This window comes from Vibrio phycocola (assembly GCF_054404255.1).
On the sequence record NZ_JBTAMQ010000016.1, the window covers coordinates 25,930 to 42,758 of the forward strand.

Here is a 16,829-nt window from a genome sequence, read left to right on the forward strand (position 1 = left end):
GCCTTTTTTAGCAATACAGATATAAAAACGATTGATTCACCGATTGAGTGGAGGATTCACATGACGCAAGTTCCTACCTATCTACAAGATGCTGAAGATTTACTTACTGCTGATGGTTTCAAAACAAATGATAAGTGGTATCACGGTACATCGTCAGCGTTGCTTTCTTCTATCAAAGGGCAAGGCTTAAAACGCTCGGGTGATAAAGATTTGAACCAAGCGGCCTCAAATACCATGGCGACGATTGGTAACCGCTATACCGAATCTACTGAGCCCGTCTATTTAACGCAAAGTAAAGAACTGGCCTACTATTGGGCGCAACAAACTGTGCGAAATCGCGGTGTTCGTTTTGAAGGTGACGAGGAACCTATCGTATTAGCGGTGAATTTATCGCAAAAGCAGAGAGCCAAAATAAAACCGGATGTCGGTGCCATGAGTTTATTGCTAATGAAAAGTGGTGAGCAGTTTATGACTCATTTGGCGGTAATTTACGACCGCTGTCGAGTTTCTGGCCCAGATATCCAACTGACAAGTGCAGACCGAATGGCGTTCTTAAATAAGTTAGGGATGGCTTATATCGATCAAGATATCAGCGTTGCATGTGTTGATATTGTGGAAAAATAAGTCGTTATTTAAGTTAAAAAGAAAATTGAATAGAGATACCTCTTGCCTTTAAGGAATGAGACAAGTTCAAGAAAGAGTACAGAGGTATCATTAACACTGAGTTACAGTTCGTCGTTGTACTTCTCAGTATCCATATCAGGAAAATCACTCTCTACTGGTTCGCTTTCTTCTTCGAGTTCAAGCAAGTTAATCGCAATAGCGACAAAGTCACTATCGGTAATGATGCCGACTAATTCTCCTTGCTCTACTACGGGTAAGCAGCCTACTTTATGTTTTTGCATAAATATCGCACTCTGTTTTAAACCAGCTTTAGGGCTAACACTTATGACCTTACCGTTCATCAATTGAGAGATGGGAGCATCAAACAATTCAGACGTCGTTTGAGAATAAATCAAACTGGAATTTTGGGCGCGTAAAATGTCTCGTTGAGATAAAACACCAACAAGTGCACCGAGTTCATCAACGATGGGAATATGGCGAATTTCATGTTGGTGCATCAGCTTTTGAGCTTGCTCTACGGTTTCGCTAGAGGTAAGAGTGTGTGGGTGGCGTGTCATCAAATCTTCGATTTTAATCATGCTGAGCTCCTTACCGACTATGTCTCAATCATGTTGGATGTAAGCTAACTATAGGAAGAGTGTAAAAGGTATGGTGAGAGCTAGGTTGTAAATTGACTATTAATTTGAGAAATGACTAAGTAAATTGATCGAAGTTAATTTACTCAGCCTGATTCAGTACCATTAAAGCTTTTTACCTAAACGTTTTTCAATTCGCTTTCTTTCCCATTTAGGCCCCAAGAAATTAAACACTTCAAAGACATTTAATCCATGAAAAATAACACCGATACCCCAGCCTAACATTGGCCAAATTGCCCAAATATTATCTGGATTTGTCATTAAATTAATCACAAATAGCATGACGATGATTAGCACGTATTTGATCAGGTGAGAGTAGAATCCTTTAAGATCGCGCACATAGTTAATGGCTTCTTCTTGTTGTTGATCAACGGTATTTGTTTCCATGGGTTTCTCCTGCTGAAGTTCACTAATGTCTATCTCAAACACAGCCGCAAGCGCTTGTTGTGAATCTAGGCTAGGGCTTTGGCCGCGTTCAATGCGCTGAATTGTTCTGACACTCAGTCCACTTAATTGAGATAGATGCTCTTGTGACCATCCTTTTTTAAGTCTAAGTTTTCGAACAATCATTGCATTCCCTTATTGGTTTGGTTGAGATGATAGTAGCCACAATATCGCTAATATCGTGACGACATACGAGTGACATTGTGGCGTCATGCGCATGACAGGAGAGCGATATTTATTTAAAATCAATAGGTTATGGATTCATCTGAAAATACAGTTATGAGCCATAAATCGAGAGTCATATATAAATGTACGTATTCAGTATACGTGTGGACGTAGAGAGAAAACAATCTTGGACAGAAGTGAATTCCGTATTAATAAACGTGAATTAACGAATTTGAATATTTAATTGATTTACAACGCTGCCGTATCGGTGGTTTTACAGGTATACTAGCGCGCTGCACACGATTATCGTTAACACCACCAAATAAGACCGAACTAGATGCAAGTTTCTGATTTTCATTTTGACCTTCCCGATGAGCTGATTGCTCGTTATCCAAAAACTGAGAGAACCGCGAGTCGTTTATTACAATTAGATGGCAATAGTGGTGAGCTTTTCGATCGCTCTTTTAAAGACATATTGTCGTTGGTAAACCCCGGTGATTTATTGGTGTTTAACAATACTCGTGTTATTCCAGCTCGAATGTTTGGTCGTAAAGCCACAGGTGGGAAACTGGAAGTATTGGTTGAACGCATGCTCGATGAACATCGAATTTTGGCGCATGTTCGTTGTTCAAAGCCACCTAAGCCCGGTACTGATTTGATGCTTGGTGAAAATGATGAATACTCTGCCGTGATGGTGGCACGCCATGATGCATTATTTGAGATCGAAGTGTGTGGTGATAAACCGATTTTAGATGTGCTTAATCACATTGGTCATATGCCGTTACCGCCGTATATTGATCGCCCTGATGAAGAAACGGATAAAGAACGTTATCAGACGGTTTACAACGAAAAACCAGGCGCAGTCGCAGCACCGACAGCCGGATTGCACTTTGATAGCGATTTGCTCGATCAGATTCAGCAAAAAGGTGTCGACATGGCGTATGTTACTCTGCATGTCGGAGCCGGGACTTTTCAGCCTGTGCGTGTCGACAATATTCACGACCATCATATGCACGCTGAATATGTAGAAGTATCGCAAGAGGTTGTTGATGCCATTGAAGTGACAAAAGCTCGTGGCGGACGAGTTATTGCGGTTGGAACAACATCGGTGCGCTCATTGGAAAGTGCAGCACAAGCCGCACAAAAGAAGGGGCAATTAATAGCGCCATTTTTTGATGATACCGAAATTTTTATTTTCCCCGGTTATGAATATCGAGTGGTCGATTGTTTGATCACCAATTTCCATTTACCGGAATCCACATTGATTATGCTGGTTAGCGCGTTTGCCGGTTATGACCATGTGATGGCGGCATATCAACATGCTGTAGAACAGGCGTATCGCTTCTTTAGTTATGGCGATGCGATGTTTATTGAAAAGCAAACGGCTAAGTAGCTGTTTCGCATTATATCGTCAGACTGTTTCTCTGGCGTTTTGGAGGCTTTGTGAAGTTAACATTTGATTTAAAAAAGACTAACGGAAATGCTCGTCGCGGGCAGCTTCAGTTTGAACGTGGTTCTGTACAAACCCCGGCATTTATGCCTGTTGGGACATATGGAACAGTGAAAGGTATGACACCAGAGGAAGTGGCTGAAACGGGCGCTGAAATTCTGTTAGGGAATACGTTCCACCTTTGGTTACGCCCTGGACAAGAAGTAATGAAAATGCACGGCGACTTGCATGACTTCATGAATTGGAAAGGACCGATCTTAACGGATTCGGGCGGCTTTCAGGTGTTTAGCCTTGGTGATATTCGTAAGATCACCGAAGAAGGCGTGCATTTTAGAAACCCGGTAAATGGTGAGAAAATCTTCATGGATGCAGAAAAGTCGATGGAGATTCAACATGATCTCGGCTCTGATGTCGTGATGATTTTCGATGAGTGTACCCCTTATCCAGCGACTCATGATGAAGCCAAAAAATCGATGGAAATGTCACTGCGTTGGGCACAACGTTCTCGTGATCATTTTGATAAACTAGGGAACCAAAACTCGTTGTTCGGAATCGTACAAGGCGGAGTGTATGAAAATCTTCGCGATGTCTCGGTAAAAGGGTTAACGGAAATTGGCTTTGATGGTTATGCTGTTGGTGGTTTAGCCGTTGGTGAACCGAAAGAAGATATGCATCGTATTTTGGAGCACACTTGTCCACAGTTGCCTCAAGATAAACCTCGCTACTTAATGGGTGTAGGTAAACCAGAAGATCTAGTGGAAGGCGTGCGTCGTGGCGTCGATATGTTTGATTGTGTTATGCCTACTCGTAACGCAAGAAACGGCCATTTATTTGTAACTGGTGGCGTGGTTAAGATTCGCAACGCAAAACACAAAGTTGATACTACGGCTTTGGATCCTGAGTGTGACTGTTACACCTGTAAAAATTACTCGAAGTCGTATTTGCACCATTTAGACAAATGTAATGAAATCTTAGGTGCGCGTTTGAATACCATACATAACTTGCGCTATTACCAACGTCTGATGGAAAGTATTCGTACTGCCATTGATGAAGATCGTTTTGACCAGTTTGTAGAAGAGTTTTATGCTCGTCGAGATCGTGACGTACCGCCGATCGGTAAATAATAATCGACGAATTAGGCGAAAAATTGATGCTGTAAAGGCAAAAATAGTTGAAAATCGTCTAATTCAACCCAATACACAATTGAATTACAACACAACAATATCTTAGAGGAAGTTTTAATGAGTTTTATATCAGTTGCTCACGCTGCAGGTGAACCTGCTCCACAAGGTGGTGGTTTTGAAATGTTCATCATGCTTGGCTTATTTGCTGTTATTTTCTATTTTATGATTTATCGCCCACAGGCAAAACGCACAAAGGATCATAAAAATCTAATGGCTTCGATGTCTAAAGGCGATGAGGTTCTAACTAACGGCGGACTAATCGGTAAGATTGTCAAAGTTTCTGAAGAGAATGATTTTATCTCTATCGAACTTAATCCAAACAACACAGTTGTGATTAAGAAAGATTACGTTACAGCTGTACTTCCAAAAGGTACGCTTAAGTCTTTATAAACAGCTAGAGGATCCTCGCTGTGCTAAACCGTTATCCGTTATGGAAATATATAATGGTGGTATTGGTGATCGCCACTACCGCTCTTTATGCACTTCCAAATCTCTACGGTGAAGATCCAGCTATTCAAGTAACCGGAGCGCGTGGCGCTTCTGTTACTATGTCTACGTTGGATACTGTCACTCAAGCTCTTGATAAAGAGAGTCTTTCCTATAAATCGGCTGCCCTTGAAAATGGCTCGATATTAGTTCGCTTTAATGAAACTGATACGCAAATTAATGCCCGTGATGTCATCACTGAAGCATTAACAGGCGAATCGGCTGTTGTTGCATTAAACCTTGCGGCGGCTACCCCAGATTGGCTTTCGTCAATTGGTGGTTCACCAATGAAGCTCGGACTTGATCTACGTGGCGGGGTGCATTTCTTAATGGAAGTGGACATGAACGCCGCTATGGAGAAGCTGATTTCCCAAGAAGAAGATGCAATTCGTACCGAACTACGCGAGGAAAGTCTGCGTTATAGTTCTATTCGAGTCATCGATAACCAATGGGTAGAAGCAGCCTTTCGTAGTGAAGAGTTAGCGGATAAAGCACTATCGGTGTTGAGATCAAACCATCAGGATATGACCTTCACAACTCAGGCTGCAAATGGTCGCTTCAATGTAAGAGGGCAATATACAGAAGCTCGCTTACAAGAAGTACGCAATTATGCGGTCGAGCAAAATATTACGATATTACGTAACCGTGTTAATGAGCTTGGTGTTGCTGAGCCGCTAGTTCAACGCCAAGGTGCAAGTCGTATCGTAGTTGAATTACCGGGTGTACAAGATACAGCTCGTGCCAAAGAAATTTTGGGTGCGACGGCAACTCTAGAGTTCCGTGAAGTTGACTCAAGCGTAGATTTGGTTGCCGCTTCTGCTGGACGTGTTCCCGCAGGACGTGAAATAAAGCCTGATCGTGATGGGCGTCCGGTCGTATTGCTAAAACGCGTTATCTTAGGTGGCTCAAGTATTACCGACGCAAGTTCGAGTAGCGATGAATATGGTCGTCCTCAGGTAAATATTTCGCTTGATAGTGAAGGTGGCAATAAAATGGCCAACTTCTCTAAAAATAATGTCGGTAAGTTAATGGCGACCGTTTTTGCAGAATACAAAGACAGTGGTCGTAAGACTGAAGACGGCAAAGTTATTCTTGCTAAAAATGAAGAAGTGATTAACCAAGCGACGATTCAAACCGCACTTGGACGTAGCTTCCGTATTACGGGTATAGATTCGGCTTCTGAAGCTCATAATCTTGCATTGTTATTACGTGCTGGTGCTCTAATTGCACCGATTTCAATAGTTGAAGAGCGAACCATTGGTCCTTCTATGGGGCAGCAGAACATTGACCAAGGTATCCAAGCGTGTATCTGGGGTATGGTTGCTGTAATGCTATTTGCTATTGTCTATTATCGTAAGTTTGGTGTTATTGCTAACGTCGCGCTTTTGGCGAACCTTATTTGTATCGTAGGTATTATGTCGATGATTCCTGGAGCGACGATGACGCTACCTGGTATTGCCGGTATCGTATTGACTGTTGGTATGGCCGTGGATGCAAACGTACTGATATTTGAACGTATTCGTGAAGAGTTGCGTGACGGTAAGAACCCACAACAAGCAATTCATCAAGGTTATGCAAATGCCTTTAGTACGATTGCCGATGCCAATATCACCACTTTGATAACCGCGATTATTCTATTTGCTGTCGGTACAGGTGCAATCAAGGGCTTTGCCGTAACACTATCGATTGGTATTTTGACTTCAATGTTTACCGCGATTGTTGGTACACGTTGCATCGTCAATTTTGCTTACGGCGGTAAGCGAATCAAGAAATTGTCGATCTAAGGGGTTAGTCAAAAGATATGTTTCAATTATTAAAGACCAATAACATCATCGACTTCATGCGCTGGTCGAAGTTTGCGTTTATTTTCTCTATCGTTTTGATCATTGGATCGATTGCGACTGTTTCAACAAAAGGACTCAATTGGGGACTCGACTTTACCGGCGGGACTTTGATTGAAGTTGGATTTGAACAGCCAGCTGATCTTGAATTGGTTCGAGCTTCGCTTGATAGCAATGGTTTTGGCGATGCAACGGTTCAAAACTTTGGTTCAGCTAGAGAGGTATTGGTTCGTTTACGACCTCGAGCAGAGCTTTCTGGCGAAACGTTGGGAAATCAAATTCTTGATTCGATAAAACAAGGTACTGGAGAGCAGGTTGAAATGCGCCGTATCGAGTTTGTCGGGCCAAATGTTGGTGACGAACTGACCGAAGCGGGTGGTTTAGCAATCATTGCGTCACTGTTGTGTATTTTGATGTATGTGACGTTTCGTTTTGAATGGCGTTTATCGGCAGGTGCTGTATTGGCCTTAGCCCATGACGTTACGATAACGCTTGGTGTATTTTCACTTCTTCAAATTGAAGTAGACCTTACAATTGTTGCTGCGTTGCTTACCGTTGTTGGTTATTCATTGAATGATACCATCGTTGTATTTGACCGGATTCGTGAAAACTTCCGTAAAATGCGTAAAGGCGAACCAGCACATGTAATGAACAACTCCATAACACAAACGTTAAGTCGAACCTTGATTACATCAGCAACGACCTTATTCGTTGTTGTTGCACTGTTCATGAAAGGTGGGGCATTAATTCACGGTTTTGCACTTGCACTATTGCTTGGTATTACAGTTGGTACTTACTCTTCAATCTACGTTGCTTCGGCTCTAGCATTGAAACTGGGTATTACTCGTGAACACTTGATGCCACCTCAAATTGAGAAAGAAGGCGCCGATCAAGACGAGCTATTACCATAATCTGGTCTTAGATTAAGTGTTAAATCACTATAAGTGATAGGCATAAAAAAACCGCTGAAGATTCAGCGGTTTTTTTGTTTATAAAGAAAGCGTTACTGGATTATTTAAGAAGTGCTTCACTTCCATTTTCGCGAATATGCTTAAGAATGGATTTAACCAAACGTGGGCTAGATGCGACAATATTTCCAGACTTCATATAATCAGTGCCACCAGAGAAATCGGTAACGATCGCGCCAGCTTCACGAGCAATCAAATCCCCAGCAGCGATGTCCCAAGGTTTCAAACCGATTTCAAAGAAACCATCTACACGGTTGGCTGAGAAATAACACAAATCAAGCGCAGCAGAACCAGTGCGGCGGAAGTCAGCGACTTCAGAAAATAGTGAAGAAATGATTTTTAGATATGATTCAGCATGTTGCTTTTGTTTCGCTGGGAATCCAGTCGCCAAAATCGTACCTGAAAGCTCTTTTTTCAGCGCAACACGAAGACGCATGTTGTTAAGCTGAGCACCTGAACCACGAGTGGCAGAAAATAGCTCGTTACGGATTGGATCATACACACAGCCAACTTCCGTTTTGCCTTTCATACGAACGGCAATTGAAATAGCAAAATGAGGGAAACCATTGATAAAGTTTGATGTGCCATCCAGTGGGTCGATGATCCATTGTACTTCTTTATCTCTTCCTTCAATTGCGCCACTTTCCTCTGCCATAATGCAGTGGTCAGGGTAAGCAGTTTGAATGATATCGATAATAATGGCTTCAGCTTCTTTGTCGATATTAGTAACAAAGTCATTATTGCCTTTTGATGATGCGATGATGGCATCAGTATTTTCTAGCGATTTAACTATATGATTGCCTGCTTTTCGCGCAGCGCGAATAGCAATGTTTAGCATTGGATGCATACGTATTTCCCAGCGGATGTTAAAGAACGAAAAAGCGACGGCGAGTATACCAAAGTAATCAAAAAAGGGAAGTGGTTAAATTATGTTCTATTGACGAATGTAGTTCGGTCTGTAGGAACACTTTTCTTGTTGATGTGGTATATTTCCCTTCTAAAATTCCCTACTCTAAGGATGCATTTTTTCATGCTCGATCAAGTTAACGTTGTTCTCGTTGGGACGTCTCATTCCGGTAATATCGGATCTGCGGCTCGTGCAATGAAAGTAATGGGGTTGAGCCGTATGATATTGGTCGATCCACAGTGTGAAGTGGATGCTCAAGCTATTGCGCTCGCGGCAGGTGCAAGTGATATTGCATTAAATGCTCGCATCGTTGAAACGGTGGCGGAAGCAGTACAAGAGTGTGGTTTAGTGGTAGGAACGAGTGCTCGCTCGCGAACTCTAGATTGGCCGATGATGAATTCAAGAGAATGTGGTGAGAAGCTTGCTCAAGAAGGCCAGCGCCATCAAGTCGCTTTAGTTTTTGGTCGCGAACGCACTGGCTTAACCAATGAAGAGTTGCAACTTTGTCATTATCATGTCGCAATTCCAGCGAACCCAGAATACAGTTCACTGAATTTGGCGATGGCAGTACAAACGCTTAGTTATGAAATACGGATGGCGTATCTTGATAACGAGTCAAAAAAAGCAACGGTTGAGCAAGAGATAAAAGACTACCCACATCACAAAGAGTTGGAAATGTTCTATCAACACCTTGAAAGTGTCTTAGTGAATACCCAGTTTATAGAGCAAGATAAGCCAAACCAAGTTATGAATAAATTACGCCGTCTATATAGTCGTGCCCGACCAGAATCACAAGAACTAAACATTATGCGTGGCATTCTAACTGCGATAAATAAGTCGATTATACTGAAGAAATAACCTTGCTGAGTTAGGGGGTAAATACTTGACTAAAATAGTCAAATTAATACTTGACCATTTTAGTCAGGTATGAAAAAATTCTACCCACATAAACGGTGTGGAAAATAGAATATGAGACTTACATCAAAAGGAAGATATGCAGTTACTGCGATACTCGACGTAGCTCTGAATTCACAAGATAACCCCGTCCCATTGGCGGATATCTCCGAACGTCAGGGAATTTCGCTGTCTTACCTAGAGCAATTATTTGCTAAGTTACGTAAAGCAGGCTTGGTAGCAAGTGTACGTGGTCCGGGAGGTGGTTATCGCCTCGGTCAGGAACCTGATACTATTTCGGTTGGTCATGTCATTGATGCAGTTGATGAATCCGTTGATGCCACGAAATGCGCAGGTAAAGGCGATTGCCAAGGCGGGGTTCGCTGCTTAACACACACATTATGGTGTGATTTAAGCTCTCGCATTAGCGATTTCCTCAATAACATAACTCTTGGTCAATTGATGGTAGACAATAATGTCTTAGATATTGCAGACCGCCAAGAAATCGAATTAACAGTAAATCATGGACATGCGACTCAAAGCGTTAATTCAAACGTTAGTGTTCGTTCATAGTCGTTTTGTCTACATTGGAGTAAAGAATGAAACTGCCTATTTATTTTGATTATTCAGCAACATGTCCTGTTGATCAGCGCGTTGCCGAAAAAATGGTTCAATGCATGACGATGGATGGAAATTTTGGAAATCCAGCTTCTCGTTCACATCGTTATGGTTGGCAGGCAGAGGAAGTGGTAGACACGGCACGTGAGCAAATTGCTGATTTGTTGAATGCAGATCCTCGAGAAATTGTGTTTACCTCTGGAGCAACAGAGTCTGATAACCTTGCCATTAAAGGTGCTGCTCACTTTTATGGCAAGAAAGGCAAGCATATTATTACCTGTAAAACCGAGCATAAAGCGGTTTTAGATCCATGTCGTCAATTAGAACGTGAAGGCTTTGAAGTTACTTACCTCGCACCTGAAAGCAATGGATTAATCGATCTTGCTAAATTAGAAGCGGCGATGCGTGAAGACACTATTCTCGTGTCTATTATGCATGTGAATAATGAAATTGGTGTGATACAAGATATCGCAGCGATTGGTGAGTTATGCCGTGAGCGTAAAGTTGTATTCCATGTTGATGCGGCTCAGTCAGCGGGTAAGCTACCGATTGATGTTCAAGAACTTAAAGTAGATTTAATTTCACTTTCTGCTCATAAAATATACGGTCCTAAAGGCATTGGTGCTTTATATGTAAGCCGTAAACCTCGTATCCGTTTAGAAGCGCAGATGCATGGTGGTGGCCATGAACGTGGTTTCCGTTCTGGTACTCTTGCAACTCACCAGATTGTTGGAATGGGCGAAGCTTTCCGAGTTGCAAAACTCGATATGCAAAAGGATTATGATCATGCACTCGCGCTGCGTAATCGTTTGTTAGAGGGTGTAAAAGATATGGAAGCCGTCACCGTCAATGGTGATCTAGAGCAACGTGTTCCTCACAACTTAAATGTAAGCTTTGCCTTTGTTGAAGGTGAGTCTCTATTAATGTCACTAAAAGATCTAGCAGTGTCATCTGGTAGCGCATGTACGTCGGCGAGCCTTGAACCGTCTTATGTATTACGAGCATTAGGTCTCGATGATGAACTTGCACACAGCTCAGTACGCTTTTCTTTCGGTCGTTTTACCACTGAAGAGGAAATCGATTATGCTGTGGAACAAATTCGAGTAGCAGTAACGAAATTACGCGACATGTCACCTCTATGGGATATGTATAAAGAGGGAGTTGATTTAAGCACCGTAGAATGGGCGCATCACTAATCACTTCAAACAGATAGAGGGAAATAATTATGGCTTATAGCGAAAAAGTAATCGATCATTACGAAAATCCACGCAACGTTGGCGCTTTTGATAAAGAAGATCCAAGTATTGGTAGTGGTATGGTTGGCGCACCCGCATGTGGTGATGTAATGAAACTTCAGATCAAAGTATCTGAAGAGGGCATTATCGAAGATGCTAAGTTTAAAACGTACGGTTGTGGTAGTGCAATCGCATCGAGTTCGTTGGTAACAGAGTGGGTAAAAGGCAAGTCACTTGAAGAAGCGGCCGCATTGAAGAACTCTGAAATTGCAGAAGAGCTTGAGCTTCCTCCGGTAAAAGTTCACTGTTCAATTCTTGCAGAAGATGCGATTAAGGCAGCTGTTGCCGATTACAAGCAAAAGCACGACGCATAACAAGTAGTCTGATTGGGAGTCTCAGATAGACTCCCAATTTAATTTATTTCAATTATTTATATTTTTTAAGGTTTAGCGGTATGGGCATCACATTATCAGAAGCTGCTGCAACACGAGTTAGAAACTTTTTGGATAACCGTGGAAAAGGCTTTGGCCTGCGTTTAGGCGTTAGAACTACTGGCTGTTCTGGTATGGCCTATGTGCTTGAATTTGTAGATGATGTAAATGAAGAAGATCAAGTCTTCGAAGATCACGGAGTTAACGTTGTTGTTGACCCTAAAAGTTTGGTTTATCTCGATGGCACTCAACTTGATTATGTTAAACAAGGCTTAAATGAAGGCTTTGAATTTAACAACCCAAATATTAAAGGCGAGTGTGGTTGTGGCGAGAGCTTCAACGTTTAAATTGAACGATGCTAGCGCGAAACGTTAATTTATGTTGTTAGCGGTGAACACCGAAAGTTCAGGATTAAATCTTCCATGAGTTATTTCAAATTATTTGAGCTGCCAGAACATTTTTCACTTGATGGCAGTTTTCTCGCTTCTCAGTTCCGAGAGTTGCAAAAGCGTTTTCATCCAGACAATGTTGCCACGGGTAGTGAGAAAGAAAAGTTGGCGGCTGTTCAAAAAGCGTCTGAAATCAATGATGCTTATCAAGTATTGAAGAACCCTATCACTCGAGCAGAGTATATGTTGGCCATCAATGGTGTTGATATCCGTGGTGAGCAGCAAACAATGCAAGATCCCGAATTTTTAATGCAACAGATGCTTTTACGAGAAGAGCTAGAAGAGATTGAATCTTCCAGTGATGTGGAAGCTGCACTGTTTGACTTTGATGGTAAGGTTGGGGAACAGTATAAAGCCATGCTTAAGGCTGTGGCGGTTGAATTAGAAGAATCTCAATGGAATCAAGCAGCATCAACCGTACGAAAGCTCAAATTTATTGCCAAACTAAAAGATGAAGTGGCGCGAGTAGAAGATAGATTACTCGGGTAACGTCAATATAAAAGGAACGTTCAATGGCATTACTTCAAATCGCTGAACCAGGGCAAAGCTCTGCTCCTCATCAGCATAAATTGGCGGCAGGTATCGATTTAGGAACCACAAACTCTTTGGTTACCACGGTACGAAGCGGCGATGCTCAAGCTTTACGTGATGAGCATGGCGAAGCCATTCTTCCTTCAGTTGTGCATTACAGTGCAGAAGAGACATTGGTAGGGCATGCGGCTAAGGCGAAAGCGCAAGCAGATCCTGTGAATACGATTATTTCGGTTAAACGCCTTATTGGTCGTTCGCTTGATGACATTAAACAGCGCTACCCCGATGTGCCTCACGAATTTTTATCGAGTGAAAACGGGTTACCAATACTTCAAACACCAGCCGGAGATAAGAATCCAGTTCAAGTCTCTGCCGATATATTACGGGCGCTTGGCCAACGAGCTGAACGTGCACTAGATGGTGAACTTGCTGGCGTTGTAATCACGGTTCCTGCGTATTTCGATGATGCTCAGCGTGCAAGTACCAAAGACGCGGCAACACTTGCTGGGCTGCATGTTTTACGTTTACTCAATGAACCAACGGCAGCCGCTATTGCTTACGGTCTCGATTCTGGTCAAGAAGGTGTTATTGCCGTTTACGATTTAGGTGGTGGTACCTTTGATATCTCGATTCTTCGATTATCTAAAGGGGTATTTGAAGTTTTAGCGACCGGTGGTGACTCGGCTTTAGGCGGAGATGACTTTGACCAACTTATTGCTGATCATATTAAAGAACAAGCTGGCCTCAGTGGTAAACTCGGTGCCAGTGAGTATCGAGCACTTGTTGATGCGGCAAATGAAGCTAAAGTAGCACTTTCAAGTGACACTTCCACTTCTGTTTCGGTTTTGGGATGGAACGGTACGATTACTCGCGACCAAATGAATGAACTGATTACACCATTAGTGAAGAAGACACTACTTTCTTGTCGTCGTGCACTAAAAGATGCTGATGTAAGCAGTGATGATGTTCTTCAAGTGGTTATGGTCGGTGGTTCGACTCGTACTCTGTTGGTACGTGAAATGGTCGGAGATTTCTTCGGTCGAGAGCCACTTACTAGCATCAACCCAGATGAAGTGGTTGCGATTGGTGCTGGCATTCAAGCCGACATTTTGGTTGGCAATAAGCCCGATTCTGAAATGCTATTGCTCGATGTTATCCCATTGTCACTTGGTATTGAAACCATGGGCGGTCTTGTTGAAAAGATCATCCCTCGTAATACCACGATTCCAGTTGCACGTGCCCAAGAATTTACCACATTCAAAGATGGTCAAACGGCAATGACGGTGCACACAGTGCAAGGCGAACGGGAGATGGTTGATGATTGTCGTTCATTAGCTCGCTTTGCTCTGAAAGGTATCCCACCAATGACGGCTGGTGCTGCTCATATTCGAGTGACCTACCAAGTGGATGCTGATGGGTTATTGTCGGTAACCGCGATGGAAAAAAGCACGGGCGTTCACGCAGAAATCCAAGTGAAACCTTCTTATGGTTTGAGTGACGATGAAGTGGCAAATATGCTCACCGACTCTATGACATTCGCTGAGCAAGACATGCAGCTTCGAGCACTAACTGAGCAGAGAGTTGAATCTGATCGGGTTATCGAAGGGTTGATCGCGGCGATGCAAGCAGATGGAGATGAGTTGCTCTCAGAACAAGAACGAAATGTCATTCTTGAATCCATTGAGTCCTTAATCGTCTTACGTAATGGTGAAGATGCCGATGCCATTGAGCAAGGTATCAAAGACATAGATAAAGTGAGCCAAGATTTTGCATCGCGTCGAATGGATAAATCTATTCGTGCTGCGCTCGCTGGCCAATCTGTAAATGAATTAGAGTAGAGAAAAAAGATGCCAAAGATTATTGTTCTACCTCATGAAGAACTTTGCCCAGAAGGTGCGGTACTTGAAGCAAAGACCGGTGAAACGGTACTAGATGTTGCCTTGAAAAACGGCATTGCTATTGAACACGCTTGCGAGAAATCGTGCGCTTGTACTACCTGTCATGTGATTGTTCGTGAGGGGTTTGACTCATTGGCTGAAAGTGATGAGTTGGAAGATGATATGCTCGACAAAGCATGGGGACTGGAGCCTGAATCTCGCCTTGGTTGTCAAGCTTCTGTCACTAATGAAGACTTGGTGGTTGAAATTCCGAAGTACACGTTAAACCACGCGTCTGAAGATCATTAATTCATTTACCCACGCGAGCGTTATTCGTGTAGGCGATATGCTGATAGATAGGATAAGACTATGAAATGGACAGATTCCCGAGACATAGCCATTGAGCTGTGCGAGCTATACCCAGATCTTGAACCAAAGAATGTACGCTTTACCGATTTACATCAATGGATTCTGGATTTAGAAGATTTCGATGATGAGCCAGAGCGATCAAATGAAAAAATTTTAGAAGCCGTCATTTTGTGTTGGATGGATGAGATGGATTAGGCCGCCAACATGGTGTTTTAAATCACAAATTAATGATTATTTAGAGAAAAAAGCGAACGTTTGTTCGCTTTTTTTTATTCAGTTGACATATTTGTCGTTGATAATGCAACATCATTAAGTAATGGTATGAATCTAATGGTGAAAATAACACCACCTATGGACAAGGAGAAACCATGTCTCAACAAATGTCAGTGTATTTATCTCGTAAATCAGCCCCGACTCAATGGGGTGAAAAGGCAATCGTCTCATATTCAGAAAATGGCACCACTATTCACCTTAGCTCCATGCAACCAAGCCTTCAAACTATTCAGCGAGCCGCAAGAAAAATTGACTCTCAGGGACTACGCAATGTCATATTGGCAGGGGAAGGGTGGGATCTTGAATCGATTTGGTCTTTTTACCTAGGTTACCGGGAAGCAAAGAAACTAAATAAGCTTGAGTGGAGTGATCTTGACGCCAATACAACGGTTGAACTTGAGTCTCGCATTAAAGCCGCAAATTGGACATGTGACATTATTAATCGCAGTGCTGAAGAAGTTGGGCCAAGGCAGCTCGCCACTATGGCAGCAGAATTTATTAAGAGTCTCGCGCCTGAGCATGTTTCGTTTAAAGTGGTGAAAGACAAAGATTTGTTGACCGAAGGTTGGGCTGGGATATTTGCAGTTGGACGTGGTTCAGAGCGCACGTCTGCGATGTTACAGCTGGATTACAACCCAACAGGTGATGAGAATGCTCCCGTTGCCGCATGTTTGGTTGGGAAAGGAATTACGTTTGATTCAGGTGGTTATAGCCTTAAACCGTCCAATATGATGACCGCAATGAAAACCGATATGGGAGGAGCTGCAACTGTAACCGGTGGTCTTGCACTAGCCATTATGCGCGGTCTGAATCAACGGGTGAAACTCGTTCTATGTTGTGCTGAAAATATGGTGTCTGGTCATGCGTTGAAATTGGGCGACATTATTACGTATAAAAACGGGAAAACCGTTGAAATAATGAATACAGATGCAGAAGGGCGTCTAGTTTTGGCAGATGGATTAATTTATGCGAGTGAGCAAAATCCAAAACTGATCATCGATTGTGCGACTTTGACGGGCTCTGCAAAACATGCATTAGGCAATGATTATCACGCGTTGTTTAGCTTCGATGAAAAGCTTTCATCGACTGCGCTAAAAGTCGCGAAATCAGAGAACGAAGGATTATGGCCTTTGCCACTAGAGCCATTCCATCGTGATATGCTGCCTTCGAATTTTGCCGACCTATCAAATATCAGTTCCGGTGATTATTCACCAGGAGCGACGACCGCTGCCGCATTTTTGTCATACTTTGTGGACAACTACCAACAAGGTTGGCTACATTTTGATTGTGCAGCGACTTACCGTAAGTCAGCTTCTGAGCGTTGGGCTGCAGGTGCTACGGGTACAGGGATACGAACTTTGGCTGGTATTCTCAACACCCTAGCTAAGTAAATTGGATAGATAAAAAGAATAATCAAATAGTTAGCATTAAATAATAACGATAAAAAG

At 42.7% G+C, this 16,829-nt stretch carries 19 protein-coding genes; 16 read left to right on the forward strand and 3 right to left on the reverse strand.

Going from position 1 to position 16,829, the window contains the following annotated elements:
• The first annotated feature begins 60 nt into the window (after positions 1-60).
• Positions 61-624 carry a hypothetical protein gene (locus tag ACXJY6_RS17465; RefSeq protein ID WP_458769114.1) on the forward strand — a complete coding sequence of 188 codons (564 nt, stop codon included), beginning with the start codon at positions 61-63 and terminating at the stop codon, positions 622-624.
• A 101-nt stretch (positions 625-725) separates the two neighbouring features.
• Here the strand turns inward: ACXJY6_RS17465 and ACXJY6_RS17470 are convergent, their stop codons facing one another.
• Entirely contained in the window at positions 726-1,202 is a 477-nt protein-coding gene (locus ACXJY6_RS17470; protein WP_458769115.1) for a CBS domain-containing protein, read from the reverse strand.
• Positions 1,203-1,364: 162 nt separating this feature from the next.
• Complete coding sequence (locus tag ACXJY6_RS17475) at positions 1,365-1,829, reverse strand: 2TM domain-containing protein (protein WP_456052466.1); 465 nt, start codon at positions 1,827-1,829, stop codon at positions 1,365-1,367.
• A gap of 376 nt (positions 1,830-2,205) precedes the next feature.
• Between ACXJY6_RS17475 and queA the strand changes: the two genes are divergently transcribed.
• The 5 genes from queA to secF all read left to right on the forward strand — a co-directional run bounded on the left by queA (position 2,206) and on the right by secF (position 7,740).
• Positions 2,206-3,261, forward strand: coding sequence for a tRNA preQ1(34) S-adenosylmethionine ribosyltransferase-isomerase QueA (queA, locus tag ACXJY6_RS17480; RefSeq protein WP_458769116.1), 1,056 nt, complete (start codon positions 2,206-2,208; stop codon positions 3,259-3,261).
• A 50-nt stretch (positions 3,262-3,311) separates the two neighbouring features.
• Positions 3,312-4,442 (forward strand): tRNA guanosine(34) transglycosylase Tgt, encoded by a 1,131-nt coding sequence (gene tgt / locus ACXJY6_RS17485; protein WP_456052464.1) that lies wholly within the window; start codon positions 3,312-3,314, stop codon positions 4,440-4,442.
• 117 nt (positions 4,443-4,559) lie between these two features.
• Complete coding sequence (gene yajC / locus ACXJY6_RS17490) at positions 4,560-4,892, forward strand: preprotein translocase subunit YajC (protein ID WP_456052463.1); 333 nt, start codon at positions 4,560-4,562, stop codon at positions 4,890-4,892.
• A 20-nt stretch (positions 4,893-4,912) separates the two neighbouring features.
• Positions 4,913-6,772: a protein translocase subunit SecD gene (gene secD, locus ACXJY6_RS17495; RefSeq protein WP_458769117.1), complete on the forward strand. Its 1,860-nt coding sequence runs from the start codon at positions 4,913-4,915 to the stop codon at positions 6,770-6,772.
• A 17-nt stretch (positions 6,773-6,789) separates the two neighbouring features.
• The gene (gene secF, locus ACXJY6_RS17500; protein ID WP_458769118.1) at positions 6,790-7,740 is read left to right on the forward strand and encodes a protein translocase subunit SecF; all 951 of its coding nucleotides are present in this window, start codon (positions 6,790-6,792) and stop codon (positions 7,738-7,740) included.
• A gap of 100 nt (positions 7,741-7,840) precedes the next feature.
• Here the strand turns inward: secF and suhB are convergent, their stop codons facing one another.
• Positions 7,841-8,644, reverse strand: a complete 804-nt coding sequence (gene suhB / locus ACXJY6_RS17505; protein ID WP_456052460.1) for an inositol-1-monophosphatase — start codon at positions 8,642-8,644, stop codon at positions 7,841-7,843.
• A gap of 183 nt (positions 8,645-8,827) precedes the next feature.
• Here suhB and trmJ point away from each other — a divergent pair, with 183 nt between their 5' ends.
• The 10 genes from trmJ to pepB all read left to right on the forward strand — a co-directional run bounded on the left by trmJ (position 8,828) and on the right by pepB (position 16,772).
• Entirely contained in the window at positions 8,828-9,562 is a 735-nt protein-coding gene (trmJ, locus tag ACXJY6_RS17510) for a tRNA (cytosine(32)/uridine(32)-2'-O)-methyltransferase TrmJ (protein ID WP_456052459.1), read from the forward strand.
• A gap of 111 nt (positions 9,563-9,673) precedes the next feature.
• A complete protein-coding gene (iscR, locus tag ACXJY6_RS17515) occupies positions 9,674-10,171 on the forward strand; it encodes a Fe-S cluster assembly transcriptional regulator IscR (protein ID WP_456052458.1) in 498 nt (165 codons plus the stop codon).
• A gap of 26 nt (positions 10,172-10,197) precedes the next feature.
• Complete coding sequence (locus ACXJY6_RS17520) at positions 10,198-11,412, forward strand: IscS subfamily cysteine desulfurase (RefSeq protein WP_456052457.1); 1,215 nt, start codon at positions 10,198-10,200, stop codon at positions 11,410-11,412.
• A gap of 29 nt (positions 11,413-11,441) precedes the next feature.
• Complete coding sequence (iscU, locus tag ACXJY6_RS17525; protein ID WP_456052456.1) at positions 11,442-11,825, forward strand: Fe-S cluster assembly scaffold IscU; 384 nt, start codon at positions 11,442-11,444, stop codon at positions 11,823-11,825.
• 80 nt (positions 11,826-11,905) lie between these two features.
• Positions 11,906-12,229 carry an iron-sulfur cluster assembly protein IscA gene (gene iscA / locus ACXJY6_RS17530; protein ID WP_456052455.1) on the forward strand — a complete coding sequence of 108 codons (324 nt, stop codon included), beginning with the start codon at positions 11,906-11,908 and terminating at the stop codon, positions 12,227-12,229.
• Positions 12,230-12,304: 75 nt separating this feature from the next.
• The gene (gene hscB / locus ACXJY6_RS17535) at positions 12,305-12,820 is read left to right on the forward strand and encodes a co-chaperone HscB (protein WP_456052454.1); all 516 of its coding nucleotides are present in this window, start codon (positions 12,305-12,307) and stop codon (positions 12,818-12,820) included.
• A gap of 23 nt (positions 12,821-12,843) precedes the next feature.
• On the forward strand, positions 12,844-14,700 hold the full coding sequence (hscA, locus tag ACXJY6_RS17540) for a Fe-S protein assembly chaperone HscA (RefSeq protein WP_458769119.1): 1,857 nt from the start codon (positions 12,844-12,846) through the stop codon (positions 14,698-14,700).
• 9 nt (positions 14,701-14,709) lie between these two features.
• On the forward strand, positions 14,710-15,048 hold the full coding sequence (fdx, locus tag ACXJY6_RS17545) for an ISC system 2Fe-2S type ferredoxin (RefSeq protein ID WP_458769120.1): 339 nt from the start codon (positions 14,710-14,712) through the stop codon (positions 15,046-15,048).
• Positions 15,049-15,108: 60 nt separating this feature from the next.
• Positions 15,109-15,303: a Fe-S cluster assembly protein IscX gene (gene iscX, locus ACXJY6_RS17550; RefSeq protein WP_456052451.1), complete on the forward strand. Its 195-nt coding sequence runs from the start codon at positions 15,109-15,111 to the stop codon at positions 15,301-15,303.
• 173 nt (positions 15,304-15,476) lie between these two features.
• Positions 15,477-16,772, forward strand: a complete 1,296-nt coding sequence (pepB, locus tag ACXJY6_RS17555; RefSeq protein ID WP_458769121.1) for an aminopeptidase PepB — start codon at positions 15,477-15,479, stop codon at positions 16,770-16,772.
• Positions 16,773-16,829 lie beyond the last annotated feature (57 nt).